24 protein-coding genes are annotated in these 22908 nt (G+C 37.4%); 7 read left to right on the top strand and 17 right to left on the bottom strand.

Annotation, left to right across the window (positions count from 1 at the left end):
* Positions 1-115: 115 nt before the first annotated feature.
* Genes Q1K34_RS02230 through Q1K34_RS02200 form a run of 7 tightly spaced genes read right to left on the bottom strand, consistent with a single transcriptional unit; the run spans position 116 to position 2504 of the window.
* Complete coding sequence (locus Q1K34_RS02230; protein WP_300434044.1) at positions 116-283, bottom strand: hypothetical protein; 168 nt, start codon at positions 281-283, stop codon at positions 116-118.
* A complete protein-coding gene (locus Q1K34_RS02225) occupies positions 274-507 on the bottom strand; it encodes a hypothetical protein (protein WP_300434043.1) in 234 nt (77 codons plus the stop codon). Before Q1K34_RS02225 ends, Q1K34_RS02230 begins: the two co-directional genes overlap by 10 nt.
* 22 nt (positions 508-529) lie before the next feature.
* Positions 530-754 (bottom strand): hypothetical protein, encoded by a 225-nt coding sequence (locus Q1K34_RS02220; RefSeq protein ID WP_300434042.1) that lies wholly within the window; start codon positions 752-754, stop codon positions 530-532.
* A 3-nt stretch (positions 755-757) separates the two neighbouring features.
* On the bottom strand, positions 758-1321 hold the full coding sequence (locus tag Q1K34_RS02215; protein WP_300434041.1) for a hypothetical protein: 564 nt from the start codon (positions 1319-1321) through the stop codon (positions 758-760).
* Between the two features lie 23 nt (positions 1322-1344).
* Positions 1345-1530: a hypothetical protein gene (locus tag Q1K34_RS02210; RefSeq protein WP_300434040.1), complete on the bottom strand. Its 186-nt coding sequence runs from the start codon at positions 1528-1530 to the stop codon at positions 1345-1347.
* A 32-nt stretch (positions 1531-1562) separates the two neighbouring features.
* The gene (locus Q1K34_RS02205) at positions 1563-2162 is read right to left on the bottom strand and encodes a LuxR C-terminal-related transcriptional regulator (RefSeq protein ID WP_300434039.1); all 600 of its coding nucleotides are present in this window, start codon (positions 2160-2162) and stop codon (positions 1563-1565) included.
* A gap of 57 nt (positions 2163-2219) precedes the next feature.
* Entirely contained in the window at positions 2220-2504 is a 285-nt protein-coding gene (locus tag Q1K34_RS02200) for a hypothetical protein (protein ID WP_300434038.1), read from the bottom strand.
* Between the two features lie 129 nt (positions 2505-2633).
* Here Q1K34_RS02200 and Q1K34_RS02195 point away from each other — a divergent pair, with 129 nt between their 5' ends.
* The 3 genes from Q1K34_RS02195 to Q1K34_RS02185 all read left to right on the top strand — a co-directional run bounded on the left by Q1K34_RS02195 (position 2634) and on the right by Q1K34_RS02185 (position 3860).
* Positions 2634-3008: a helix-turn-helix transcriptional regulator gene (locus tag Q1K34_RS02195; RefSeq protein ID WP_300434037.1), complete on the top strand. Its 375-nt coding sequence runs from the start codon at positions 2634-2636 to the stop codon at positions 3006-3008.
* A gap of 31 nt (positions 3009-3039) precedes the next feature.
* Positions 3040-3495, top strand: coding sequence for a hypothetical protein (locus tag Q1K34_RS02190; protein WP_300434036.1), 456 nt, complete (start codon positions 3040-3042; stop codon positions 3493-3495).
* Between the two features lie 68 nt (positions 3496-3563).
* Positions 3564-3860, top strand: a complete 297-nt coding sequence (locus Q1K34_RS02185; RefSeq protein ID WP_300434035.1) for a hypothetical protein — start codon at positions 3564-3566, stop codon at positions 3858-3860.
* Positions 3861-4317: 457 nt separating this feature from the next.
* Here Q1K34_RS02185 and Q1K34_RS02180 read toward each other — a convergent pair whose 3' ends face one another.
* The 7 genes from Q1K34_RS02180 to era form a co-directional block, all read right to left on the bottom strand.
* Positions 4318-5424, bottom strand: a complete 1107-nt coding sequence (locus Q1K34_RS02180; RefSeq protein ID WP_300434034.1) for an NADH:flavin oxidoreductase — start codon at positions 5422-5424, stop codon at positions 4318-4320.
* Positions 5425-5445: 21 nt separating this feature from the next.
* Positions 5446-6405: an NADP-dependent oxidoreductase gene (locus tag Q1K34_RS02175; RefSeq protein WP_300434033.1), complete on the bottom strand. Its 960-nt coding sequence runs from the start codon at positions 6403-6405 to the stop codon at positions 5446-5448.
* Positions 6406-6468: 63 nt separating this feature from the next.
* A complete protein-coding gene (locus Q1K34_RS02170; RefSeq protein ID WP_300434032.1) occupies positions 6469-7257 on the bottom strand; it encodes an SDR family oxidoreductase in 789 nt (262 codons plus the stop codon).
* A 562-nt stretch (positions 7258-7819) separates the two neighbouring features.
* Positions 7820-7969 carry a hypothetical protein gene (locus Q1K34_RS02165; protein WP_300434031.1) on the bottom strand — a complete coding sequence of 50 codons (150 nt, stop codon included), beginning with the start codon at positions 7967-7969 and terminating at the stop codon, positions 7820-7822.
* Between the two features lie 338 nt (positions 7970-8307).
* Positions 8308-11061 (bottom strand): outer membrane beta-barrel protein, encoded by a 2754-nt coding sequence (locus Q1K34_RS02160; RefSeq protein WP_300434030.1) that lies wholly within the window; start codon positions 11059-11061, stop codon positions 8308-8310.
* 120 nt (positions 11062-11181) lie between these two features.
* Positions 11182-12486, bottom strand: a complete 1305-nt coding sequence (der, locus tag Q1K34_RS02155) for a ribosome biogenesis GTPase Der (RefSeq protein ID WP_300434029.1) — start codon at positions 12484-12486, stop codon at positions 11182-11184.
* Between the two features lie 78 nt (positions 12487-12564).
* Complete coding sequence (era, locus tag Q1K34_RS02150; protein WP_300434028.1) at positions 12565-13452, bottom strand: GTPase Era; 888 nt, start codon at positions 13450-13452, stop codon at positions 12565-12567.
* Positions 13453-13713: 261 nt separating this feature from the next.
* Between era and Q1K34_RS02145 the strand changes: the two genes are divergently transcribed.
* Positions 13714-15255, top strand: a complete 1542-nt coding sequence (locus tag Q1K34_RS02145) for a SulP family inorganic anion transporter (RefSeq protein ID WP_300434027.1) — start codon at positions 13714-13716, stop codon at positions 15253-15255.
* On the opposite strand, the gene Q1K34_RS02140 is transcribed toward Q1K34_RS02145, so the two are convergent.
* Positions 15252-15701 (bottom strand): VOC family protein, encoded by a 450-nt coding sequence (locus Q1K34_RS02140; protein WP_300434026.1) that lies wholly within the window; start codon positions 15699-15701, stop codon positions 15252-15254. The genes Q1K34_RS02145 and Q1K34_RS02140 overlap by 4 nt on opposite strands.
* A gap of 369 nt (positions 15702-16070) precedes the next feature.
* On the opposite strand from Q1K34_RS02140, the gene Q1K34_RS02135 reads away from it, so the two are divergent.
* Positions 16071-17510, top strand: a complete 1440-nt coding sequence (locus Q1K34_RS02135) for a TonB-dependent receptor (RefSeq protein ID WP_300434025.1) — start codon at positions 16071-16073, stop codon at positions 17508-17510.
* A gap of 4 nt (positions 17511-17514) precedes the next feature.
* Here the strand turns inward: Q1K34_RS02135 and Q1K34_RS02130 are convergent, their stop codons facing one another.
* Both Q1K34_RS02130 and Q1K34_RS02125 read right to left on the bottom strand, forming a co-directional pair.
* Entirely contained in the window at positions 17515-17979 is a 465-nt protein-coding gene (locus Q1K34_RS02130) for an RNA methyltransferase (RefSeq protein ID WP_300434024.1), read from the bottom strand.
* Between the two features lie 115 nt (positions 17980-18094).
* Positions 18095-19084: a hypothetical protein gene (locus Q1K34_RS02125; protein WP_300434023.1), complete on the bottom strand. Its 990-nt coding sequence runs from the start codon at positions 19082-19084 to the stop codon at positions 18095-18097.
* Positions 19085-19311: 227 nt separating this feature from the next.
* Between Q1K34_RS02125 and Q1K34_RS02120 the strand changes: the two genes are divergently transcribed.
* A complete protein-coding gene (locus Q1K34_RS02120) occupies positions 19312-21255 on the top strand; it encodes an alpha-1,4-glucan--maltose-1-phosphate maltosyltransferase (RefSeq protein WP_300434022.1) in 1944 nt (647 codons plus the stop codon).
* Between the two features lie 3 nt (positions 21256-21258).
* On the top strand, positions 21259-22905 hold the full coding sequence (locus Q1K34_RS02115; RefSeq protein WP_300434021.1) for a trehalose synthase: 1647 nt from the start codon (positions 21259-21261) through the stop codon (positions 22903-22905).
* Positions 22906-22908: the final 3 nt, after the last annotated feature.

Genomic DNA, 22908 nt, shown 5'->3' with positions numbered 1-22908 from the left:
AATTGGTTTCCACGAAACGCCCCGGCTCCAATATGAGTTACTGAATTTGGGATTTTAAGGCATCCATCTTTTATATCTTTCTGATATATTTCTAATAAGGTATTATTTTCAATTCTCATGAGTTATGTGGTTTAGATAATTCGTTTTTCCAATCTGTTAACCGGGCTATGATGCTATCTGCTTCCTTTAACCCGTTTCCACGTTCTGATTTTTTAAGTTTTAGCAAGCGGTCTTTCTTTTGCTTCCAGAACAGGATCCTGTTTTCTATAAAGATCAAATCCATAACTGAGGCTTGTCTTTTTCAACTTCCTTCTTCATTCCATAGCAATACTCCGTACAGGGTTCGGTGCAATGGGAATGACATTCTATATCCATTTGCTGAATGGCTTTCACCTCAGCGGCCTGCTCTTCTTCCACGATCCTTTGGATATGTTTGTAGGTTACAAAACCACCTATTGCGAAACCGGCCAGGATTACTATGATTAAAATGATGTAAAATATTTCCATGATTGGTTAGTTTTTTAAGTTATTAACTTAACGAGAATTTATTAAGAGGTTTAAAACAGTCCGGGTACTTAATATGGGGTGGAGGGTTTCCCCTGGTAGCAGGTTTGCTTATTTCCAGTTGCTCTTCATAATAAGCGATCAAACAAGCCTGTTCTTCGATCTTTTTTTGTTTGGTTTTTAAATCCTTGCGCAAAGCCTCATTGCAAGCCTGGATAAAATCTATCTGATCCTGAGTTAGTGGTTTCATAAATTATTTTAAGATTAGTTGTTCATTACCCTGAAAAACATGTTCCCCTGAAGAGTTATTTAGAACCATAACAATGCTTTCCCCTTCATTGGTAACATGTCCGTTGGATTTCTGGTAAAGGCTCACATTCGCCACCGCATAGTCTGTAGCAACAACCTCAATAGAAGATCTTCCATAAGCTTTGATAGCGGTGGCAGATTTACCTTTTAGATTGGCTTCCAGGTACCCGGTGCCAAATACCTTGATTCCCGCTACAGAATCATCCAGTACATCTGTGGTAAGGTGGCAGTTATATACCAGTGCGGTAAAGTTTCGCTTATCCAGTAAAAGGTTGTTGGCACCATTCAGGAAGATATTAAGACTGGCCAGTGTATCTTTTGGGAATTGTGAAAGCCAGTCATGATCTATGATCTCGTTAATGATAAAAAAACTGCTGTGTTCTTTTACAAAGGCCAGTAGATCGTAATAATTGGAGATATCTTTAAGCTTTTTGAAAATTTCTAAAGTACAGGCTTGATGGTAGAAGGTTTTCTTAACGAGTTGATTTAAGGTAGCATTAAAATTCATAATTTCAGGGGGAATTCTGGTTTTTAGTTTATTGCTTTTCTTCGGTTTGCCAGGACTTTAGCGGCTGCATCGGCTTTATTAAGTCCCTTTTCAGGGGAACTGGAAGCACCACCTTCCAGTTCTTTCCTTATCGCCGTAGCTTCTTCCAGAAACAACTTACCGGTTGCCTCTAATCTTTTTACTCTTTTAAGGAGTACAGGTTTATTCATGTCTATATATTTTTAAGTTAATAACTTAACTTTTAAACAGTTGTAAGCCGGTGCTGGTAGCTAGCAGATACCAATCCTATTTTACTTTGCACACCGCCCATCTTTTTAAACAATTTTGTTTTATAGGAATCCAACGTCTTTACGGCTATATTAAGTCTGGAAGCGATAGCGATATCTGTCTCTTCTTTTAACGACATATCTATGATTGTAAGATCTCGCTCATTCAGTACCTCATCATGTACCGTAAATTCCTTATTACTAAACTTTATGGAAGGGCAATTGGTACAGTCGCGAAAGTTTTCCGAAGGCTGCAACACACCGTTTATAATATCTGGCGTGTGGTCCAGGTCGCCCCACATGTAGTAGGTATATATTTCAAGTTTCCTAAGCAATGGAACGTCCAACCCCTCAAAGTAGGGTCTCGAACCTTCATCACCATTAAAGCTGTCCAGGATAAGCTGGAGGTAATCATTCTGAAGGTTTTTGAAAGGCTTGACACTTCCATTCTGTAAGAAAACAACCGTTTTGGTTTTCTTTATTCCAACAAACTCAACATCATTTGAGTTTTTAAGGTTAATTCCTGCAAATATTTGTTGCGGGAAAGTATTTGAAGTAGTAGTTTTGGCATGCATAATAATGTGGTTTAGTTAGTTATTATGTGAGACCTGAAGTGCCAGCTTCAGGTTTTTTTATAGCTTGGCTTCTTTCACCTCTTCTATAAAATCTCTTCTCGATTGTTGTTCGTCTTTGGATTTTTCCAGATAAAACTTTGCGGCCCCAAAAATGGCATCTTCCACAAGCTTATGGGAAACTCCTGTGTTATCCCAGTGCAATACCATAGAGAACATAGAGGCTGAAAACTCGGTACCGTCATCTTTCCTTACTCCGTTATCTTTCGCCCATTTCTTGATCTTGGAAATATGTTTACTTCCAATGGCTTTCAGGATGTACTTTTTTTGTTTTGTGGTTATCATAGGAATCCCTTAGTTACCGTTTTAAAGTTTATTGTTACTTTTGTTTTAGAATATTAAAATAACATTAAGGCAAATATATGCAATTATTTTCCTATTGCGCAATTTTTTGCACGTTAAAATTATTATTTAGTGTTTAACACATTGAAATTAAAAGCTTTAAGAGAGGAGAAAAAATTTACGCAAAAAGAATTTGCGGAAAAAATCAATGTATCTCAACGAACATATTTAGCTTATGAAAAGTCAGGAAATAAAATAAAGGTTGAAGATTTATTAAAAATATCAGAAGAGCTAAATGTTTCTCCCTGTGAGTTTTTTGACTGTACTGAATTAAGTAAAAAACCTATAAAATATAGAAAATCTGAAAGTGAGAATAATGTAATGGATGAAACAAATCCTTATACACTTATTGCAACAAACAAAATATTAAATAATGAAATTATTTTCCTAAGAGGATTACTTGAAGACTACATCGATAGTCTAAAAAGGGGCACCAAAGCCAGTTAAAAATAGTCCATAATAAATTTAACCAAAACTAATGAAACAAAAATGTTCTAAATGCAATCATGAAGTAAATAAGGATATGAAAAACTGTCCGAACTGTGATGCAGATCTAACAAAGCAAAGAAAGATCGCGACCTTTGGGTGTTTGGGTTTTGTGTTAATTGCAATTATAATTGGTATTTGGTTTTTTTCCGGTGAAAGCGAAACACCTCAGCTAACCGATGCAGAAAAGAGAGTACAGCATATTGAAAATTGTTTATCTGCATGGGATGGATCTCACCCGGAACTGGAAGAAAGAATTAAATCAAGCCTGAATGATGAAGAAAGCTATGAGCATATAGAAACCAGGTACCTTGATAATGATTCTTCTATTACATTAATTACAAAATTCAGTGCTAAAAATTCGTTTGGAGGCACCTTAAAGAAAGATGTAATAGCTGAGATAAATAATAATTGTGAACTTATTGAGATCATCCAATGGTATGAATAAAAGCAAGGGAAAACCCTTATAATCTGAATCGAATTTAAACTGTAAATTTTCAAACTAAACTAAACCACATGTCAAAATTAAATGTAACCGATGCCCGGATGCTGGAAGCTTATGAGCATATTATAAATACCGGCAGAGAAAGATGGAAGCTCGATATATCACGGAACACAGGGATTATCAATCAGAATGTAAGAAATATCAAACTTGGAAAACAGCACTTCACTGCAGAGGACATAAGGCAGCTATGTAAGGTCTATAATGTGAATGTAGAATTCATATTTGGGTTCAGCAGCCGTATATTCAATAAAAAAAAACCTATTAACCGAGTTAATAAAAAACCGGCTGAAATTCAAAAATCGGCTTAATCATAAATTTTAACACGTTTAAACACAGCGGCTTAGTTTTGGTAACGGACTGGGTTTCGCCCTGAAAATCCTTGTGTCCCTGGTTCGATTCCTGGAGGCACCACCCAGGAAACCCGTAACGATGTTGCGGGTTTTTTTGTTGCCTTATCTTCGCGACTCTCATTGTAATTTTCCTTTAGTACCAACTAAAACCTCCCGCCCGCCACTAAAAACTGGCGACAGAGAGGAGGTAACCAGAAAACGGCTCCAGAATGTGTACCACATTTTCTGACGCAGAATTAAGTGCATGAGGTGGAAAGGAAGGCACCGGAAAAATACAGAACCGCATAATTTATGCGGTTCATATTTTGATCTCTTCTTTTGAACCGTTTATTCTAAATCTTTTACCCGGCTTCTTCCTTCTAGAGCTCTGTTTCATAATAAACTTATATCAATCAGTAGATTTTGTTTTCACCTACTAAAGCTCAAAATTCTTAATTTTAGCATCGGGAACAAAGAATTTTTCAGGATCAAACTCTTCCATCTCCTTAGCATCCCGCGCTTTTAAAGCCCATTCTTTGTTGGCTAAAGCAGCTTTTCCTATAGCTACTACGTCAATTTCATTCTTAGACACTACCTGCTCTGCCAGGTCCGGAGAATTTAGATTTCCATTGGCAAAAACAGGCACATTCGTCCAATTTCTTGCCAGAGAAGCCAGAGAAGGACCATTGTCATCAAAAGCAGGTGCATCGGCATGGTATTCAGTGACGTGTAAAAAGTCTATCCCTGAACTATTAAGCTGTGAAAATATTATTTCAGCATCTTTTTCCCCGCCTGCCCATTTATGGGTGTAATCGTTTACTTTGGCCTGTGAAATACGAATTCCTACCGCAAAATCTTTCCCGATTTTTTCCCGAACAGCCTGACACACTTCAACCAGAAGTCTCACCCTGTTTTCTGTGCTGCCCCCGTATTCGTCTCGCCGGTTATTTGTATAATCTGTAAGAAATTGGTCCAGTAAATACCCATTTGCTCCATGAATTTCAACCCCGTCAAAACCAGCCTCACGTGCGTTAACAGCCGCTTGAACAAATCCTTCTTTAACCTGTTGAATTTCTTTTTTGCTCATTTCTTCAGGTGTAGGATATTCTCCTTCCCCTCCATAAAAACCCAGTTGCTCTCCCTTTGGGGTAATAGTGGACGGTGCTATTGTTTTTTCCGCATAAATGTTCCCCTGAGAAAGTGCTCCCGCATGCATGAGTTGACAAAACATTTTGGCTCCTTCTTTATGAACAGCATCTGTTATACGGCGCCAGCCAGTTATATGCTCGCCGTTAGCAATTCCAGGTTGATTTAAATATCCCTGACTGTACATTTCATCAGGATAAGTGCCTTCAGAAATTAATAGGCTAAAACCTCCTTTTGCATATCGCTTATAATAGGAAAGCATCCTATCGGATGGTACACCGCTATCTTCAGCAGATGTGCGGGTCATTGGAGCAAGAGCTATCCTGTTTTTCAAGGTTAGGCTATTAATATTAATTTCTGAAAATAATACAGGGTAATTTTTCCTTGTCTCTTTCATTTTAATTTTTTATTTCCTGCATTAATTTGTTTGGGGTGCTATAACTATTTTTCCTGTAGTGTGTAAAGTTTGAATTTGCTTTAGGGCATCTGGAGCCTCTTGAATTGAAAATACTTTACTTACTTCTACTGTTATTTTTCCTTCCTCCACCAGTTGCCGGTAATGATCCAGTTGTTTTGAATTTGGTTCAACAAATACAAACTGAAAATCTATCTCGTCATCAATTTCTTCTCCCTGATTTAGAATAGACACTAATTTACCTGATGGTTTTAAAGCTTTTATACTCTGCATTAAACTTTCTCCACTGGTACAGTCAAAAATAAGATCTACACCTTCGGGAGCTATTTCTTTTGCAGCTGTTCCAATATCATTATTCTTATAATCAATAGTGTGATCTGCCCCGAGAGATTTCATATAATGGTGGTTTTTTTCACTTGCCACACTTAAAACTTCCGCCCCTCTAACTTTGGCTAATTGAATAGCAAAACTTCCAACCCCTCCGGATGCCCCCAGAATTAACACTTTTTGGCCTTCTTTTAGATTACCCGCCACATATAATGACTGATAAGCTGTAAGACCCGCCAGGGGAATTCCTGCTGCTTCTTCCCAGGAAATGCTCTTTGGTCTGGATGCCAGATAACTTTCGGGTATCACCATATATTCTGCAAAGGTGCCCCATTGTATTTCCGGCCTCCGCGCGTATGCGTACACCTCGTCCCCTACTTCAAATCGTCTTGCGGCATGTCCCCTCTCTTCTACTATCCCAGCCATATCCCATCCAGGGATAATAGGAAAATTGTGACGCATCATATCCTTATACTGTCCCTCTCGAATTACCGCATCAACAGGATTTACTCCTGCAGCCTTTATCTTTATCAGCACTTCTCCTTCCTTAAGTTCAGGAAGATCTACTTCTGAAATTTTTACTACTTCTGACCCGCCAAATTCGTTGTAATTTGCTGCTTTCATCTTCTTTTTCATAATCCTTAATTAAATTCTAGTTATTACCTAATCTTTCTATTTCCTTTAAATCATAAGATTGAATCACATCGAGCGGTGCCTTCTGGTTCTTTCTTCGAGGTTCTCGTAATTCTCTATTGCTATTTCATCCATCTTTCGAGGATGGGTGAAATTGAGATTAATTTGTTGTTTTCTTTCTTCTCCTCCCAGGATTACATTGATCTCTTTTGAAATTAAACCATCAATAGACAATCGTGCGACCTCTTCAGGACTGTCCATTGCTCCTACCTTAGCCGTTTTCATCATATTTGTATCTGTAGCCGATGGATATACTGTCATTACGTGTAAGGGGTATTGATGAAGTTCTCTTCTCATTGCATCTGAGAATTGTTGCACGGCCGCTTTAGTGGCCGCATAGACACTATAGAAAGGCATTGCGATATAGCCATAGCCAGATGAAATATTCATAATAGCTCCTTCTCTGCTGTTCTTTAACAGTGGGAGTGATTTTTTGGTTAAAAGTATCAGCCCCGTTAGGTTTACATTGATTTGCTGAATAATATCATCGTCACTTAAGTCTGAGAGCAGGCCAGCACTGACCACTCCCGCGTTATTTATTAAAATGTCCAGTTCACCCCAGGTCCGCGTAATAAGAGCAATACCTCTTTCTATATCTTTGGGCTGGGACACGTCCCCCTGAATGAGCAGAAAGTTGGCAGAACTGAATTCTTTTTCCAGCTTCTCCATTGGCGCCTCCTTTCTTCCTAAGATAGCGATATTCTTGGCCCCGCGTTGAAGTAATTCTTTAATCATTGCTTTACCTATACCGGCACTTCCTCCTGTTATGAAAACTTTCTTATTTTTTAAATCCATAACCCCACCTAAATTGCTGTTAATCTGTGTTTTTCCATAAAGATAGTACATGAAAGGAGAAGGAAGAAAGGCTAGATTATGTTTTACTTTTCTTTAACGGCTTATGCTATAGCATAAATTCTCTGCTTAAATAGCTTGAATGCACCTGCTCAGTTAATCCCCCACCATTTCAGGCCTCCCGATTATTGTTATTAGCCAATTCCTTTACCGCCATTCTTCTTATTCTATTACTTCTTCATGTAAAAATGATTCCTCATCATTTGATTGTTTCTGGCAAAGAATCTAGCAGGGGATATCTGGATTAATTGATCATTATAACGAGCCATAGACCTTTATGAGCTCCAAAGTGTGATTAATAATAAGAAAGTTTGTAAAACAGATGCGACTATACCTCTAAATTGCAGGCGCATTTTCGAGAAGAAGTTCCTGTCCAGGTTTGAAACAATCACTGCCCGGCGCAGGAGATGATAAAATTACTTTAAAGACAAAAGACTCCCTCTCGACTTACATGTTAAGCCAATAGACAGTCTAAAGATGAAGACGTAAAATTAAAGCGCAACAATTATACGTTGAGAACAATCACATTAACAATTGCTCCTATCACCGCAAGTAAAATCAACACCAAAGCCAGGGTAACTCCTATTTTGGCAAAAATGTTTAATCCCTGCAAGGATCCTTTATAATTATCAACAAAATCAGTAAAAATTTCCATAAGCCTTTTTTTTAATTAGAATTCAACTCTCTTAAATTTAATGAGTTACACATCTAATTCAAAAAATAATCGTTGAATCAACAATATTTTAGGCGTATGACCTGGTCCATAATTTGGCCATGGAAAAATCGGACTTTTTAGGCTTTAAAAGGTCTATTTTTTTCTCTCATGTTGAATTAATGCATGTATACCGCTTCGCGTTTAAACTTAAAATTATGTTTTCCTAAGAATACTACAATTCAGAAATTTCTAAAAGCAGGATATAGAAAGTAGTAAAATTCTTTAACGACTGAAAATACTGGGTTCAGATTCATTTTTAAAAATTTTTATCGGACAGATCACATTCTAATTATCCTATTTCTTCCCTGTGGGGCTTTTCCTCCTCCAAAACTGCTTAATTTATAGGTAAAGCTTAACATTGCATATCTTTGCAGTACCAAATTGTTTACATCCTGAATATAATCGTCCCCTACAAGTCGTCTTGTATCCACATTTTGATCCAGGAGATCATAAACTTTCACCTTCAGGGTAGCATTGTCTTTTAAGAATTGGTAGCCTAAACTCATGTTCCATAATAAAGAGGTATTATCAAAACCGGGCGATACATTTCCAAATCTGTTGTAGGAAATATCGTTTCCGAAAACTATATTTTTGGGCCAATAGGTTGTAGTTTCGAGGGATAATGTATGATTGGTATAACTTTGGTCTCTTCCGCTATTAATATCATATTCAATATCATTGTAATTTAATGTATAACCTGGATTGATCTCCAACAACTCATCAATGGCGTAAGTCAGTTGAAATCCCGGACTTAGATTAAATTGATCAGAAGTATATTTTACAGCATTAATAAATCCTACGTTGCGATTATAACCCGTATTCATTCGTAATCGTAACCGAAGTTCCCTGGCGTCTTTTTTAAAAGTTTTACTGTAAGAGCCTCCAAGGTTTCCGTTTATAACCCCATCTACATTGGTGTAAGTGGTAGTTCGTACAAAATTTTCCACACTACTTGTTGCCACTACCTGATTATTGGTAAAATTCGCATACATATAAGCAAAAAATCCACTGCGGGTGGCAAAGTCAAAATTTCTGAAATTAAAATTTACACGTTGATTAAAAGTTGGCTCAAGTTCGGGATTACCAACAATGATATTAAAGGGATTGGTACGATCTTCAACCGGTTGTAATTGTCTAACCGAAGGCACCTCGGCATTGGTACTATACCCAAGGCTAATACTTTTAGATCGCTCTATGGAATATCGAATATCGGCATCTATAAAAATATTATTATATGTATTATCAAAGGAAATATCATTGATGAAATTATCGGTTTTTAGTGTGGTGTTTAATAGACCAATTTCAGTATCCACCCGCCATACTTCCCCTTCATAATTTATTCCTGCATTTGGAGTATGCTTAAAACTCTTTACTTCAAAATCGTTACTAAGCAATTCATTGAAATTGGTATAATCCCCATCAACCGCATCAAAAACATTTCTGGTATTTCGACTTTTAGAAGTTGAAAAATCATAATTAAGATCAAGAAACAGTTTCTGCGCAAGGACATTTCGCTTAGAAATTCCCGCTCCAAAAGAATTGGTATTTTCATCCTGATCTATTAACTGATCCTGTATTTCATTATTATCAACATTATTGAGAAAATTACTTTCTGAAAAATAAATATTTTCATTTTCCTGTGTGCTGTGAGAATGGTTCACATCTATTTGAAGATAAGAACCACGACTTCCAAAACGCTTAATAAAATCAATATTGTTAGAGAAATCGGCACTATTTAATTCTTCCATTTCATCTATTACAGAGGTATTCTGTAAATTCATATTTTCATCCAGGTTCTCTTCATAACGATCTCTAAAAGAAATTCCAATGTTCGCATTAAACCTTGGAGTAACAGAAAGTTTGGTAAGCGTATCAAACTCTACTTCATAACGCAAATTTGCCCTATGGCTATCATTAATAAGGTTACTGGAACTTAAGGAATTTGTAAAATACCTGGAATCCGGCAGGATATTTTCGCGTTCTACACGTGTTCTGGTCTCCGTATCATTTCCTCCGTAGAAATAATCTGCACTAAGTTCCATATCATTTTCCCATTCATTCACAAAATTAAATCCGGCAGTTTCAGATTTTGTAATTCCGTTATTGCTTCCAAAACCATTGCCATTAATACTGAAAGAACCATTACTATTAAACCGTATGCTTCTTGCATTACCTCCCATCATGTCAAATACTTCATCAAAACTAAAACCCGAACTGTTAATGTTGTTGGAACTGGCGAGTACACTTACTCGTAGATCATCCTTAAAATAATTTGCTATCCCGCTTAGCTCATAACGTTCATCGGTTCCGCCGCCAGCAGTAAGCCTGGAAAAATATCCTTTGTTCTTGTCTTCCTTCAGCTCAATATTGATGGTTTTATTATCGGGATCACCGGCTTTCCCGGTAAATTCCTCGCTTTTGGTTTTAGTATCGGTTACCTGTATCTTATCAATAATTTCCTTCGGAAGGTTCTTGGTGGCAATCTTGGGATCGTTTCCAAAAAATTCCTTTCCGTTCACTAATATACGCGATACCGGTTTTCCATTTACGGTGATATTTCCATCTGAATCTACCTCCACACCCGGAAGTTTTTTCATTAACTCCTCGAGGTTAGCATCCTGCCTGGTATTAAATGAATTTGCATTAAATTCCAGGGTATCCTTTTTTATAGTAATTGGTGCCCTGGATGCGGTGAGGGTAACTTCATCCAGCGCATTATCCATCACTTCAAGTTGAATCGTGCCCACATCCTGGCTTTTAGTAATATCTATTTGCTTACGGTAAGGCTTAAAACCGGCATAACTCACGAACAGGTTTGCAGAATTATTTTCGGTATTCCCTTTTAATAGAAAAGCACCATCCTTTTCAGAAATGGTATAGGTCATCAGGCTGCTATCTGCTATTTTCTCCACATAAACCGTGGCCGATTCGAGCGGCTGGGATTCAGTATTAAGTATTTTTCCGGTGATGGTAAATTCCTGCGAATAAGAAAAAGTGGTGATAAGCAGGACAATAAGAAATCGAATTTTCATCAAATTGAGGTTAGGTTGGTTTGAAACTACTAGAATAGTTTAATAACTATAAAAATAGTTATTTATTGCAATAATGCTAACTTTAAGACTGATGAAAACTCAATAGGTTTATTTCTCTTCTTATTTTTTCCTGAAAAAAATGGAAATCGGCACTCCCTGGAAGTCGAATTCCTGACGTAATTTGTTCTCTATAAATCTTTTATAAGGATCCCTTACATATTGAGGAAGATTACAGAAAAAAGCAAATTGTGGATGCGGCGTTGGTAACTGCATACAGAATTTAATCTTCACATACTTCCCTTTGTAAGCAGGTGGTGGATTTTTTTCTATAATAGGAAGCATCACATCGTTTAACTGACGTGTTTTTATCTTCGTACTTCTACTTTCAAATACTTTTACGGCAGTCTCAATGGCCTTAAAAACTCTTTGTTTGGTCAGTACCGAAATGAATATGATAGGAACATCTGTAAAAGGTTCAATCTCGCGACGTATCATAGCCTCGTACTCCTTCATGGTATTCGTTTCCTTATCTAAAAGATCCCATTTATTAACTAAAATCACAATCCCTTTATGGTTTCTTTGCGCCAGCCAGAAAATATTCTGAACCTGCCCATCAAAACCTCTGGTAGCATCCAATACCAGCAAACAAACATCACTATTTTCAATGGCTCTAACAGAACGCATTACAGAATAAAACTCCAGGTTCTCCTTAACTTTCGATTTTCTTCGAATTCCAGCTGTATCCACTAGATTGAACTCAAAGCCATATCTATTGTACCTGGTATCAATAGAATCGCGGGTAGTTCCGGCGATATCGGTTACTATATACCTGTCTTCCCCAATCAGCGCATTAATAAAGGAAGATTTTCCTGCATTTGGCCTTCCAACGACTGCAAATCTCGGTAATTCAGACTCTTCCTCTTCCTCGATTTCCGGTAAGGCTTCAATAAGTGCATCCAGCAGGTCTCCAGTTCCGCTACCATTGGTACTGGCTATGGGGAAGTATTCTCCTAAACCTAAGGAGTAAAATTCAACCGCATTGGCCAAACGCTTATTATTATCTACTTTATTTACCGCAAGCAGTACTGGTTTATTTACTTTTCTAAGCAAAGTAGCCACTTCTTCATCCATTGGGGTTACCCCAGATTCCACATCAACTATAAAAATTATAGCATCGGCTTCATCTATGGCCAGTTCTACCTGCTTATCAATTTCAGCTTCAAAAATATCGTCACTGCCCTTTACATAACCACCCGTATCGATTAAAGAAAATTTACGACCATTCCAGTCAGACTTTCCATAATGCCTGTCACGGGTTACCCCGCTTACCGAATCAATGATCGCTTCACGACGCTGTATAAGTCGGTTAAAAAAAGTTGATTTCCCTACATTAGGTCTACCCACAATGGCGACAATATTGCCCATAACTATAAATTGATTTCAGGGAGCAAAATTAATGGTTTTAAACCAATTAAACTTCCCCCCAGTATTATGCTGAAAAGTTTATTTTTTATCGGTATATCCGAATCTGCGAAGTTGCTGTGCGTCACTACGCCAATTTTTATTCACTTTTACGTATAGCTCCAAATGCACCTGTTTACCGAAGAATTTTTCCAGATCCTTCCTCGCCTCTACTCCAACTCTCTTTAAAGCCGTTCCTTTATGACCAATGATGATCCCTTTTTGAGTTTCCCTTTCCACCATAATAATGCTACGCATTCTAATAATGGTTTCTTCTTCAAAAAACTCATTGGTTTCAATTTCCACACTATAAGGAATCTCCTTTTTATAATGCATCAGGATCTTTTCGCGAATAATCTCATTCACAAAAAAACGTTCCGGTTTATCTGTAAGTGTATCTTTCGGGTAAAAAGCCGGTGATTCCGGCAATAATTCTATAATTCTATTGAATACTTCAGAAACATTGAAGCCTTCCAGAGCTGAGATTGGATGAATTTCAGCCGTAGGAACTTTCTCTGTCCAGTATGTCACCTGTTCTTCCAGTTGTTCCTGGTTAGATTTGTCAATCTTATTCAGCAATAACAACACCGGGACTTCTGAATTCGCAATTTTATTGAAAAAGGCCTCATCTTTTAAACCCTGCTCCCCTATCTCTACGATATAAATCAACACATCTGCATCTTCAAAAGCAGATTTTACAAAATCCATCATAGATGCCTGAAGTTCATAAGCCGGTTTAATTATTCCCGGCGTATCACTCAGGATCACCTGGAAATCCTCTCCATTTACAATACCAAGGATTCGGTGACGTGTGGTTTGTGCTTTCGAGGTAATGATAGAAAGTCTTTCCCCAATAAAAGCATTCATTAAAGTTGATTTTCCCACATTGGGATTTCCAATAATATTTACAAAACCAGCCTTATGTGCCATAATGAAAATTTTTGCAAAGGTATTTCATTTGCAAACTGCTACCTAATCTTTATTGAAATTCTAACAATTGTCATTGAACGATTTAATATTTTAAGGATATCCATTTAAACTATTTTAGTGACTCAATATAACTTACTGAAAATCATAATTTAATAAAAATAGGAATCTATACTATCCATGGCTTGCTCTTCTGTTTTTAATGACTATTTTTGCCGCTTCTTAAATTTTGCTGAAAAAGCCAGATTTAAAATAATATTCCAGATGAAAAGAGTATTGAACTTATTCGATTTTTCTCAAAAAGTTAATTATAAAACTGAAATTCTGGCCGGTCTTACCGTTGCCCTGGCCTTAATCCCTGAAGCAGTTGCTTTTGCCATGATCGCGAAACTTTCGCCGCTCACAGGGTTGTATGCCGCTTTTGTAATGGGACTGGTTACCGCTATCCTTGGCGGGCGACCGGGAATGATTTCTGGAGCTACCGGTGCAGTTGCTGTGGTGATCGTGGGGCTTTCAATTTCCCACGGACCGGAATATATTTTCGCCACCGTAGTATTGGCCGGAATTTTACAGGTGTTATCGGGAGTTTTCAGATTAGGAAAATTGATAAGGCTTGTCCCACATTCGGTAATATTTGGTTTTGTAAACGGACTCGCGATCATCATCTTTATGTCTCAATTAGCCCAGTTTAAAACGGTAAACGCAGTTGGTGAAACAGTATGGATGACTGGACCTCCATTTTATATTTTCTTAGGTTTGGTGTTAATTACGATGTTTATTATTTGGGGGCTTCCAAAGCTTACCAAAGTATTCCCTTCATCACTTGCAGCAATCCTCGCAATTTTCGGGATTGTAGTGGCATTGGGAATAGACACCAAAAGCGTTGGTGATATGGCTTCCATAAACGGTGGGTTTCCCCCGTTCCATATACCAATGGTGCCGGTAAACTTTGAGACTCTATCACTTATTTTTCCTTATGCCTTGATTATGGCTGGAGTAGGACTTATTGAAAGCCTGCTTACTTTGAATATTATCGATGAAATTACTGAAACCCGGGGAAGGGGAAATAAAGAATGTGTTGCACAGGGTTCAGCCAATATACTTTCCGGTTTCTTTTCCGGAATGGGAGGCTGTGCAATGTTGGGTCAAAGTTTAATTAACGTTTCTTCCGGAGCAAGGGCCAGGCTATCTGGAATTACGGCAGCCGTTATGCTGCTCGTTTTTATTATGTTTGGAGCCGATCTAATTGAAAAATTACCTATGGCTGCATTAACCGGAGTAATGGTCATGGTGGCAATAGGAACCTTTGAATGGGCTTCCCTAAAGACCTTTAATAAAATGCCTAAATCTGACGTGATCGTGATGGTATTGGTTACACTGGTCACTATCTTCCTTCATAACCTGGCGCTGGCGGTATTGGTTGGAGTGATCATATCTGCACTGGTATTTGCCTGGGATAATGCAAAGAGGATACGCGCGAGAAAAAGTATAGATGCAGATGGGGTTAAACATTATGAAATTTATGGTCCGCTTTTCTTCGGATCTATTTCTGCTTTCAATAGCAAGTTTGATGTATTAAACGATCCTGATGAAGTGATCATCAATTTTTCTGAAAGTCGTGTCGTAGATATGTCTGGAATTGAAGCTTTGAACAAACTTACGGAACGCTATTCAAAACAAGGAAAAACTCTTCATCTTAGGCATTTAAGCAATGATTGCCGCAGGTTGCTTGAAAATGCTGATGCCATTATTGAAGTAAATATCCTGGAAGATCCTACTTACAAGGTCGCAACTGATAAGATCTAAAGGCTGCCGTCATTAATCTCAATCCAGTAACCATCCGGATCCTGCAGGTATATTTGTTTAATACCGTCTGGCCGGGTATTCGTAGTTTCAACTTCACCTGTCCAGTTCTCAAAATGGATGTCCTTTTCTTTTAAGAATTTCATCACTTCCTGCAAGTTATTCGTATTCAAAGCCATATGCACCCCTTTTTGGTTCTCTGGAATACTATCACTTTCAATTAGGTGTATTTGCACCGCGTTACCTAGCTGGAACCAGCGAATATGTGCTGGCAGTCCGCCATTTGGAATTTCCTTTAAACCCAGAACATCACCATAGAATTTAGCAGAAGCCTTCAGGTCTTTCACCTGGATCGCATCATGATCTTTATTTAATTGAAATTGATTGGATTGCGCATTGGAAATAGCCATAAATAATAATGTAAATATCAGTATGTAACGTGTTCTCATGTAGGAGAATTTTTTAGAATCCACATGAAAATACATTTTATTTTCTTTCGATCCATTTTTTCCGCAATAATAATAAAGCATAAAATTAAAATGCATCGTTTTCTGTCCCAAAAATTCATTCGTCACACTAATTTAATGCGGCGTCTCAATATGGCCTGAATTTACCTGGAAATGAAATTCTGAAACAAGTTCAGAATAAAATCATTTTTCAATTTAGGATACTTTGCGCACAAACAAAATTTAAAACAAGACCAACTAAAAAAGCCTATAAAACTTGGTAAAATTATTTTAAACATTACTTAAAAAGACCTACCAGAAAATATAATATTCCTAACTTTCAGGAACCAGAAAATCAAAATAGTTTATTACATGGCCGAGCTAAGTGAAGATGAATTTCAGAATATCCTATCCATTCAGAATAAATGTACCAGGTTGAATCTCAACGAGAATATCTACGGGACATTTGCTGAAATTGGAGCAGGGCAGGAAACGGTTCGTCACTTTTTCCGGGCCGGCAATCCGAAGGGAACTATTGCCAAAACCTTAAGTGCTTACGATAAAGATTTTAGCGATGCTATTTATGGCCTGGATCCCCAAAACAGGTATGTAACTGAAGCCCGCTTAAAGCGGATGATAGATTATGAAGCTAACCTTATTGAAGAGCGACTTTCCCGAAAAAAATATCCCAATAAACTGTTTTTTAGTTATGCCAATACGGTGGCAACCATAGACTGGGCTAAAAAGTATAAAGGGCATGGTTGGTTGGGAATTAAATTTCAGCGTGAACCTAAGCAGGAATACAGTGAGATTTTGCTGCACGTGCAGTTTCACGAAAACAATGCTTCCCAACAACAAATAAGTTTGGGGATCATGGGTGTAAATTTAATTTACGCAGCCTTTTACCAGAGTGACGACCCAAAACAGCTTATCAAGAAATTATACGACCATCTTAGCGTAGATAAGATTGAAATAGATAATATTAACTTTAGAGGCCCCGTTTTTAAAGAGGTAGACAACCGATTAATGAGCCTGGAGCTGGTGAAAGAAGGTATCACCGATGCGGTGATGTTCTCTACCGACGGCAATAACATATTGCCTGCCAATGTACTTTACAAAAAAAATATCCTTACCCTAAGAGGAAGTTTTAGACCGGTTACTAATTTGAATCTCAATATGTATACCTCGGCCAGAAAACTTTTTCTGGAAGAAGAAGATGTGAATCCTGATAAGACGGTCATCATTTTCGAAATGACTCTAAATAACCTGAAAGCTGAAGGTGAAATTGATGAAAAAGATTTCCTGGATCGGGCAGATTTACTTTGTGCATCAGGACAAACGGTAATGATCTCTAATTTTCAGGAATATTATAAAGTGGTGGAATATTTTTCCATGCACACTAAAAAACAATTAGGTCTCGCCATGGGTGTTGATAACCTTGTCGACATTTTTAATGAAAAATATTATCGGCACCTTAGTGGAGGAATCCTGGAAGCCTTTGGGAAATTATTCTTTAAAAGCCTGAAAGTCTATTTATATCCCATGAAGGATGAAAAAACCGGTGAGATTATTACCAGTAAAAACTTAAAAGTGCATCCTAGAGTTAAAGAACTTTACAAATTTTTTATGGACAATGATAAAGTGATAGACATCAAAGATTATGATGAAGAGTCGCTGGGGATTCATCCAAGGAAGGTATATGAATTAATTCGTGAGGGTAATCATGAATGGGAAAATATGGTTCCGGGACTTACTGCTAAAATGATAAAGGAAAAGAATCTTTTTCAGGAAGAAGAAACTTCCAAAAGCTAAATAATCAGGTAGAAAAGTCGGTTTTCATTCCCCTATCATACATTACGATACTTCCGGCTACTGAAACATTTAAACTCAAAGTAGATTTAAATTTTACCAGATAATGGGCTTTATCGATAGCCTTATTAGATAATCCATGATCTTCAGCTCCTAGTAAGTAAACACATCTACGCGGATGCTTAAACTCCTCTAATGGCTGAGCATCTTTGGTGAGCTCCACTCCAACCAGCATTGCCCCTTTAGGTAAATGGGCGTAAAAATCCTCAAATGTTTTATAATGAAAATACGGCATGGCGCCTACCGCTTTATGGGTATCGCATGCCTGTTTAGAATATCGGTTTCCAATGGTATATATAAAACTAGCGCCCATATTCTGGGCAGAACGCCAGAGTACTCCAAGATTTTCAGGGGTTTTACCATTTTGAATCCCTATTCCGAAGAAACCCTGTTGCAGATTATTTGTTTGCATAAGGCAAAAATAAACTTCTTCTTATTTCTATCATAAAATTCCCAAATTGAACATGTATATTATCTTATTTCAAAACGCATTTATCAGTTACTTTACTGTTTATCTGAATACACCATTAGTTTACCGTAAATGTTTTTAACATCCCTTTACTTTGTGGATCCGGAACTTCAGCAATCAAGGCATATTTCCCCGATTTTAGATCTACTGTAAAATAACCGATACCGCCTTCTTTCATTTCCTGCATTCCTCCAAGAAATTTAAACCCGGCAGGAGCGGGTGTCTGTAATCCGTCCGGGGCAGACCAATTCACCCAGCTGTTTAATTTAGAAATATCGGCCCCTTCTTCAATCCATACTAAATTTACATCATGCATCAGGTAATGCTCATGTACCTTTTGTTTACCAAAATTCACAGCGAAGGTTCTTTTTCCCGTACTCACATTTTCATCAAACACAATTCCTTCATTTGCTGAAATTGTTATGCTATAATCTGCATCTGGTTGTTCCATTCCACTATTGTTTTCAACGACTTCAATTTGCTTTGCCATTCCTTCAGTAGTATGAAAAACCCCATTTGGCATTTTTACATAACACTCAATAATATAGGTTCCCGGTTCGAGGTATAGGGTAGATTGAGCCGTTGATTTCGGTGAAATAAGTCCAACTCCTCCCACAAACTCAACCTCCTGGAACCATTCTGGCAATTTTCCAAATGCCATTCCCGCTTCTTCTATTTTCCCTTCGTTAATAAGATCCATTCCCTGCTGGAATGGTGGAACAATATCTGTTTTTGTATCTTCTAATCCTTTTCCTTCAGGATATTTATCAAAAAGAATTAGATGGGTTTCATTAGATCTGTTCTTATACCTAATAGTATTCCAGCCGGAAGGAAACTCATCTTTAGTTTGAAATTCCATAGCATTAGTAAGAATGGTGATCACCTCCGTCTTTGCATCTTCATCAATTCTTTTTTGAAATTCTGCACGTACTTCATCCTGAACCTCATCATTTTTTTTCGCTTTATCCTGGCAGGAAAAGATGATTATGCTAAGAAGAGTAAAAACAAAGGATTTCCCTAAATATCTATTTAATTTTTTGATGTCCATAACTATAAAATTTAATTGACCTATTAAGAATATCTTCACTAACCTCTCTAATTTCTTAAATTTTAACGAATAGTCCAAGGATTTGATAGTTACAAATTTTATCAAAATCAATAAACCTTAATTAATTGTCAAAAAACTAAACAAGTTTCCTAATCGGTACGATTTTAAAAATCTGTTTATTAAATTTAATATTCTGACGATCAAAAAATTAAAACTCAAATATCTATATGCTAGAGAAGAGTAGAATTATAATTGAAAATATTAGCCCTGTAATAAACTGTGGCGAATATGCTGTTAAAAGGGTCCTGGATGAAATAGTAAATGTGAAAGCCGATATTTTTGGTGATGGCCATGATATTATCCAGGCTTCTATATTTTATAAGCACTCGGGGAAACGTACCTGGAATGAAACGAGAATGTATCCTCTTGAAAATGATAGCTGGAAAGGAGCATTTTCAGTAGAGACCCAGGGAAATTTTCAATTCTATATCCAGGGGTGGGAAGATCATGGCCTAAACTGGAGACATGGTATCATCAAGAAAATTGAAGATGGGCAAAAGGTAAGCTCAGAATTATTGGAAGGTGCAGAGCTTCTTAAACCCCTTTTGCAACAAAGTAATAAGACAGACGCGATTCTAATAAAACGGGCAATTACAGCCTTCAGCGAAAAAGAAAAATATGAAGAAGCGGTAAACATTTGCCTTGATAAGGAACTAGAAACTATCCTTATAAAATATCCACATAAGGCTGTTCCATTAGAAACTAAGAAATTCCCGGTCTATGTAGATAGAAAAAAAGCAAGGTACAGTACCTGGTATGAATTCTTTCCCCGTTCGGCCTCCTTGGAAAAAGGGAAACATGGTACTTTTAAAGATTGTGAACGCCTCCTGCCACGCGTAGCCGAAATGGGTTTTGACACCTTATATTTTCCTCCGGTTCATCCTATTGGCGAAGTAAACCGTAAGGGAAAAAACAACGCAAAAGATGCGGGAGAGGGTGATGTGGGCTCCCCATGGGGTATTGGTTCCAATAAAGGCGGACACAAGGATATTCATCCGGAATTAGGAAGTCTGGAAGATTTTAAATCGCTCGTTAACAAAGCAAAAGAAATGAACATTGAAGTTGCCATGGATTTTGCTTTGCAGGCCGCCCCAGACCATCCTTATGTAAAGAAACATCCAAACTGGTTTAAATGGAGACCCGATGGAACTATTCAATATGCTGAAAATCCTCCAAAAAAATATCAGGATATACTTCCTATCTACTTTGAATCTGAAGAATGGAAGAAAATGTGGAAAGAATTCCTGGATATCGTGTTATACTGGATTGAAGAGGCGGGAATACAGATTTTTAGAGTAGATAATCCACATACCAAACCTTTTTATTTCTGGGGGTGGCTTATTGATGAAGTTAAAAAGAAACATCCTGATATCATTTTCCTGGCCGAAGCTTTTGCCAGGCCAAAAATTATGGAGCAACTGGGAAAACAAGGCTTTACTCAATCGTATACCTATTTTACCTGGAGAACCAATAAACATGAATTAACCGAATATGTTAATCAATTAACCAAAACAGAATTAAGTGAATATTTCAGGCCTAATTTCTGGCCAAATACGCCAGATATTAATCCTTATCACCTTCAGGGTGCTAATGAGGCTATGTTCATGATACGCTATTTTCTGGCGGCCACCCTAAGCTCCAATACCGGCATTTACGGGCCTGTATTCGAATTTATGGTGTCTGATGCTGTTCCGGGAAAAGAGGAGTATATGGATTCTGAAAAATATCAGATTAGCCATTGGGATTGGAATGCTGAAAACAAGCTCATGCGCGTGATCACTAAAATTAACGAAGCCAGAAAAAATAATGCTTCCCTTCAACAAACCAATAATATCCAGTTTTGGGAAATCCATGATGACGGGTTGATGGCCTATTACAAATACGATCAGGAGAAAGAAAATCAAAGCCTTATGGTGGTGAGTCTGGATCCCTATAATTCCAAACAAGGATCAGTAAAGGTTCCCAGACACGAACTTGGCCTTCAGCCAGGACAATTCATTAGAGTTGAAGATCAAATTACAGGGAATTCTTACCACTGGGATCAGGAATGGTGCTACGTAGAACTACATCCTGGTATGCCATTCCATTTGTTCACGATCCATAAAAATTAAAAGATGACAAAGAAGGCACAACCAAAAGCCAATACTTCAGATTTCCAGTTTAAAAATAGCTGGGAAACCGCATTTGAGGATCAGGAATTTATAAAGACTTTCAGCACCGAAATTCTTGAGAATTATATTTTGAAGAAACGCTGGTATGCCGGAAAATCCAGCACCTTAAAATATATTGAAGTCGTAGATCATTGTAAACTTAGTTCAGAGAAGCATACCTATTACGGTGTTTTAATTGAAATTAATTTTAGTGAAGCTTTTTTTCAGGATTATTTTATCCCCATCTGCTTTTTCCCGGGCAACAAAGAAGATCTGGAAACCACTACTGTGATCGCCCCGGTAAGTTTTCACGATGAAGAAGGTTATTTGATAGATGCATTGCATATAGAAGATTTCAGGATCCTGATATTCGACAGGATTATGGGATATAGTGCAGATCAATCCCATAAAAAGATCCTTTTCCACAGGTCTGAAACCATGAAACCGGAGAATTATAAATCATCTACTTTTATGGGGGGTGAACAGAGTAATACCTCTATTATTTATAATAACAGTCTGGTAATGAAATTCTTCCGAAGGATATATACTAGCAAAAATCCAGATTATGAAATAAGCCGGTTTTTAACTGAAAAAAGCAATTTCAAAAATATCCCTGCTTATGCCGGAAGTATTAATCTGGCACTCGATAACGGAGACACGATTACCCTTGGCCTTATGCAGGATCTTATCGAGAATGAAGGTGATGCGTGGAAATATATGCTGGAAGAATTAAAGTCAGTTTTTGTCAATCTTGAAAAGAAAAAGATAAAGGTTAAAAAATTACCCCCTATCCCGCTATATCAAAGACAACCTATCAATTCCATTCCGCCCGAAATTATTGATTTTGCAGGATTAAATATTTTTCTAAAAGTTTCAAAATTAGCTCAAAGAACTGCTGAAATGCATATTGCTCTGGGTAGTGACATGCAGGATACTGCCTTCACTCCTACTAAGTACAACGGTGATTATGCCGTGTGGCTTAAAAACAGGCTTATTTATATGTTTCAGAATAGGTTGAATACTATTGAAAATAACATGCATAAGCTGGATGGGGAAGCGCTGGAACTGGCCAAAGAATTTTTGGATAAGAAAAAAGAGATCAGGGAACATTTTCTGAATTTCACCTGGACCCGTATGAAAAGTGAAAGGATCAGGATCCACGGAGATTACCACCTGGGACAGGTGCTGGTAGACCATGACGACTTTTACCTGTTGGATTTTGAGGGCGAACCTGAAAGTACCATCCAGGATAGAAAAGTTAAACAACCCCCTTTAAAAGATGTTGCTGGTATGTTCAGGTCTTTCCATTATGCCATATATTCCACTATCTTTAATAATGATGGAAGTTTCTCCACTTCCCAGGAAGATATGTTTGAGGCTGGTGAAATTCTCTATAAGTATATGATTGGGGTTTTTATGGAAACCTATGTGCATAAAGTACAGTCTGAAAACCTTAATATTGGTTATAAACAGGAAATAGAATTTTTACTGGATTACTGCCTCCTGGAAAAAGCAGTATATGAACTGGGATATGAATTAAATTCAAGGCCCCGATGGACCATTATCCCATTAAGAGGGATCGCCAGTATTTTAAAGAATAAGAAAAATTAAAAA

The sequence above is a fragment of the Christiangramia sp. genome (assembly GCF_029937855.1).
Taxonomy (GTDB): domain Bacteria; phylum Bacteroidota; class Bacteroidia; order Flavobacteriales; family Flavobacteriaceae; genus Christiangramia.
Note: the sequence above shows the minus strand (reverse complement) of the source record. Positions and strands in the feature narration are given on the sequence as shown.

Bases quoted from the DNA above. Each gene is read 5' to 3' on its own strand.
- Q1K34_RS02230 (WP_300434044.1), bottom strand. From the start codon at position 283: ATGGATTTGATCTTTATAGAAAACAGGATCCTGTTCTGGAAGCAAAAG.
- Q1K34_RS02225 (WP_300434043.1), bottom strand. From the start codon at position 507: ATGGAAATATTTTACATCATTTTAATCATAGTAATCCTGGCCGGTTTC.
- Q1K34_RS02220 (WP_300434042.1), bottom strand. From the start codon at position 754: ATGAAACCACTAACTCAGGATCAGATAGATTTTATCCAGGCTTGCAAT.
- Q1K34_RS02215 (WP_300434041.1), bottom strand. From the start codon at position 1,321: ATGAATTTTAATGCTACCTTAAATCAACTCGTTAAGAAAACCTTCTAC.
- Q1K34_RS02210 (WP_300434040.1), bottom strand. From the start codon at position 1,530: ATGAATAAACCTGTACTCCTTAAAAGAGTAAAAAGATTAGAGGCAACC.
- Q1K34_RS02205 (WP_300434039.1), bottom strand. From the start codon at position 2,162: ATGCATGCCAAAACTACTACTTCAAATACTTTCCCGCAACAAATATTT.
- Q1K34_RS02200 (WP_300434038.1), bottom strand. From the start codon at position 2,504: ATGATAACCACAAAACAAAAAAAGTACATCCTGAAAGCCATTGGAAGT.
- Q1K34_RS02190 (WP_300434036.1), top strand. From the start codon at position 3,040: ATGAAACAAAAATGTTCTAAATGCAATCATGAAGTAAATAAGGATATG.
- Q1K34_RS02185 (WP_300434035.1), top strand. From the start codon at position 3,564: ATGTCAAAATTAAATGTAACCGATGCCCGGATGCTGGAAGCTTATGAG.
- Q1K34_RS02180 (WP_300434034.1), bottom strand. From the start codon at position 5,424: ATGAAAGAGACAAGGAAAAATTACCCTGTATTATTTTCAGAAATTAAT.
- Q1K34_RS02175 (WP_300434033.1), bottom strand. From the start codon at position 6,405: ATGAAAAAGAAGATGAAAGCAGCAAATTACAACGAATTTGGCGGGTCA.
- Q1K34_RS02170 (WP_300434032.1), bottom strand. From the start codon at position 7,257: ATGGATTTAAAAAATAAGAAAGTTTTCATAACAGGAGGAAGTGCCGGT.
- Q1K34_RS02165 (WP_300434031.1), bottom strand. From the start codon at position 7,969: ATGGAAATTTTTACTGATTTTGTTGATAATTATAAAGGATCCTTGCAG.
- Q1K34_RS02160 (WP_300434030.1), bottom strand. From the start codon at position 11,061: ATGAAAATTCGATTTCTTATTGTCCTGCTTATCACCACTTTTTCTTAT.
- der (WP_300434029.1), bottom strand. From the start codon at position 12,486: ATGGGCAATATTGTCGCCATTGTGGGTAGACCTAATGTAGGGAAATCA.
- era (WP_300434028.1), bottom strand. From the start codon at position 13,452: ATGGCACATAAGGCTGGTTTTGTAAATATTATTGGAAATCCCAATGTG.
- Q1K34_RS02145 (WP_300434027.1), top strand. From the start codon at position 13,714: ATGAAAAGAGTATTGAACTTATTCGATTTTTCTCAAAAAGTTAATTAT.
- Q1K34_RS02140 (WP_300434026.1), bottom strand. From the start codon at position 15,701: ATGAGAACACGTTACATACTGATATTTACATTATTATTTATGGCTATT.
- Q1K34_RS02135 (WP_300434025.1), top strand. From the start codon at position 16,071: ATGGCCGAGCTAAGTGAAGATGAATTTCAGAATATCCTATCCATTCAG.
- Q1K34_RS02130 (WP_300434024.1), bottom strand. From the start codon at position 17,979: ATGCAAACAAATAATCTGCAACAGGGTTTCTTCGGAATAGGGATTCAA.
- Q1K34_RS02125 (WP_300434023.1), bottom strand. From the start codon at position 19,084: ATGGACATCAAAAAATTAAATAGATATTTAGGGAAATCCTTTGTTTTT.
- Q1K34_RS02120 (WP_300434022.1), top strand. From the start codon at position 19,312: ATGCTAGAGAAGAGTAGAATTATAATTGAAAATATTAGCCCTGTAATA.
- Q1K34_RS02115 (WP_300434021.1), top strand. From the start codon at position 21,259: ATGACAAAGAAGGCACAACCAAAAGCCAATACTTCAGATTTCCAGTTT.